Origin of the sequence: Corallococcus terminator (genome assembly GCF_003611635.1) — a bacterium.
GTDB classification, from domain to species: Bacteria; Myxococcota; Myxococcia; order Myxococcales; family Myxococcaceae; genus Corallococcus; species Corallococcus terminator.
On the sequence record NZ_RAVZ01000572.1, the window covers coordinates 1 to 3,091 of the forward strand.

General features: G+C 68.6%; 2 protein-coding genes. Both read right to left on the reverse strand.

Annotation, left to right across the window (positions count from 1 at the left end; translation table 11 throughout):
- The coding region (locus D7V88_RS40175; protein WP_244238654.1) for a serine/threonine-protein kinase at positions 1-1,433 on the reverse strand (1,433 nt) is incomplete at its 3' end.
- 203 nt (positions 1,434-1,636) lie between these two features.
- The gene (locus tag D7V88_RS40180; RefSeq protein WP_158625266.1) at positions 1,637-2,956 is read right to left on the reverse strand and encodes a serine/threonine-protein kinase; all 1,320 of its coding nucleotides are present in this window, start codon (positions 2,954-2,956) and stop codon (positions 1,637-1,639) included.
- Positions 2,957-3,091 lie beyond the last annotated feature (135 nt).

The window sequence follows — 3,091 nt, forward strand, 5'->3', positions numbered from 1 at the left end:
GCTTCAGGGCCGACGACCTCCGTGAGCCTCGTGGCGTTCTGCATGAACGCGAGGGTCGCCGCTCCGGACGCCGGGGACCCGTGGTTCGTCCCGGGCAGCAAGACGGCTCCGTCCTTGCCGCGTCGGGAGGTCTGTCGCACCGATGCTTTCCCCGCCTGCGGGACAGGCTCCTGGTCGTCTTCGGGCGACGTCGTTTCCTGAGCAGACGATGGCTGTCCCGTGGACGCGCTCGCGATCTTCGCGGGGCCTTCAACGGGGGGCTGCGTCGGTGCGGCGGGATCGCTCTCTGTCGGGGGCGGCGCAGGGAAGGGCGCCACGTTCGTCTGGGGCTCCGGCGCGGGTTCTGACATCGCGAGTGCGGGCGCCTCGGATGAGGCCGGACGGCTGAACCAGAACGCCCCTCCCAGTCCCGCGAGGAGGACCACGCCCCCCACCCACCAGACAGGGCTTCCCGCGCGTCGCGGAGCCAGGAGGGTCATCGTGTCTGGCGTTGGCTGCGGCTTGGAAGGGGCTGCCGTCCGGGTGGCGCTTCGTGCCGTCAGTCGCGAGGAGCCCTTCCGCGCTCCAGGGGAAATTCGCTGGAGTTGCTGACGCGCGGCCTCCGCCGAGGCCGGACGCAGGGCGGGGTCCTTCGCCAGCAGATGGAGGACCAGCGTGTCGAGTTCCGGCGGGATGCCTTCCGCTCGCGAGGATGGCATCGGCGGGATTCGGTCGATATGCGCGAACATCACCTGCACGGGATCGCCCTGGAAGGGACGCGTGCCGGTGAGCATCTGGAACGCGATGATACCTACCGCGTAGAGGTCCGTCGCCGGACCCACCTCGCCGCCACGGATCTGCTCGGGGGCCATGAATTCGGGCGTGCCCAGGATGGAGCCGTCGAGGGTCGTTGGCCCGTCCCGGGACTCCAGCAGCTTGGCGATGCCGAAGTCGACCAGCTTGAGGCTGGGCTCCGCTCCCGGCAGTTCCACCACGAAGACGTTCGCGGGCTTCAGGTCGCGGTGCACCACGCCCGCGGCGTGTGCCGCCCCCAACGCGGCCAGCATGTGGTCCAACACCCAGACTGTGGTGGAGACGTCCAAGCGCTGGGGGGTGGGGGCGAAGTCGCAGAGCGCCCGTCCCCGCAGCAATTCCATCACGATGTAGGGCCGCCCATCCGGGAGGGCGCCGAAACCGAAGATGTCGATGATGCCCGGATGCTGGATGGCGTTGACCGAGCGGGCTTCCACCAACAGCCGCTCTTGCAACCGGGGTGACGCGATGTCCGCCCGCAGCACCTTGATGGCCGCCTGTTTGCCAATCAGGCAATGGGTGGCGCGATAGACAACGCCCATTCCCCCGGCACCGATGCGCTCGTTGATGATGAACTCCCCGACCTGGGAGGAGATCAGTGGATCCGCGGCGGGGACGGAGGAGGAAGACGCAGACCTCACGGACGACGGAGGTCGTAGCGAGGCGGTCGCCGCATCGTCTGGAACGGACGGACGGTTGGTTTTCATGGAGGGGGCATGCGGCCGGCGGACAATAGCCGTGCAATCCCAACGCTTCCAATTCTCCTGATGATCCAGACGGGTCGAAACTGACCTTCCAGGTTCGTCTTGCTTAGACGCCTGACAAACGGATCAGGTAGGTCTGCTCAAGGCGAGGCCGTGGCGCCAATCCCTTGCGCAGGCGCCAGGGACGACCCCGTTTGGGCCGGAGAGGGCAGTTCCCGCAGCGCCTCGTCCTGGAGCGCGCCATCGTCCAGGGCCTCCCGTGGAGGCCCTCCTTCGGGTGGAGTAACCGGCGCGGGACTGGGAATGCTGGCCGGCTCCCTCAGGACGGGGCGTCGCGCGGCCGGAACCGTGGGCGCATGCTCCGGAACGACCTTGTGTTGAACCCGTCCCCCCACGATTCCGACACCGAAGGCCATGAGCACCGCCGCGCCCACGACGACCTTGTGACTCCGCGGCACCGGTGGCGCCACCGGGAGGACCGTCGGCATCGCGATGGGGACCGCCGCCACCACGACCGGTTCCGCCTGGACGGGCGGAGCGCCAGGGATGCGCAGCGCGGCTTCGATGGCGCTCAATTGCTGGCGCGCAGCCTCCGCGGAGTCCGGACGTCGCGCGGGCTTCTTCTCCAGCAACTGGAGCACCAGTGCATCAAGCGCCGGTGGAATCCCCTCCGCCTTGGTGGACGGCGCGGGCGGCACGGATTCCACCTGCGCGAACATCACCTGCATGTGCTCGCCCTGGAACGGGCGTGCTCCCGTCAGCATCTGGAACGCGAGGATGCCCACCGAGTACAGGTCCGCCGCTGGCCCCACCGTGCCGCCGCGGATCTGCTCCGGGGACATGCACTCCGGCGTCCCCGTCATCGCGCCGTTCGCTCCCGGCGACTCCTCCCGGGGCACCTGCGCGATGCCGAAGTCCACCAACTTGAGCGTGGGCTTCGTGTCCAGGAACTCCCTCAGGAACACGTTCTCGGGGTTCACGTCGCGATGCACCACGCCCGCCCGGTGCACCGCGCCCAGCGCCGACAACAGTTGATCCAACACCCAGACCGTCAGCTCGACGTCCAGCTTTCCCTTCTCGAGCAAGACCTCCGACAGCGTCCGCCCCTGCAACAGCTCCATCACGATGTACGGCCGCCCATCCGGCAGCGTGCCGCAGTTGAAGACGTCCAGGATGCCCGGGTGCCGGATGGCGTTCACCGCCTTCGCCTCCAGCAAAAGCTGCTGCTCCCCGCGCCGCGCCATCCGCTCCGCCCGCAGCACCTTGATGGCCGCGTGCTTGCCAATCAGCGGATGCACCGCGCGGTAGACGACGCCCATCCCACCCGCGCCGATGCGCTCCTCGATGATGAACTCGCCCAGCCGCATCGACAGCAGCGGATCCACGGACGGTGTGGGGGAGTGCTCCGGCGAGGGGGGCTCGGAGGACGACACCGGGTCGGGAACGCCTGGAGTGCTCATGGATTCGCCGGCCATCGGGGGAGGGTACCGCGCGCACCGGGGGTCATTAAAACATCCCGTTACGTGCTGCCCCCGCTCGGCTGGCTGCTTTGCTTCGCGGGGATTCCTTTTCCCATGTCACGGCCTCGCCCCAGC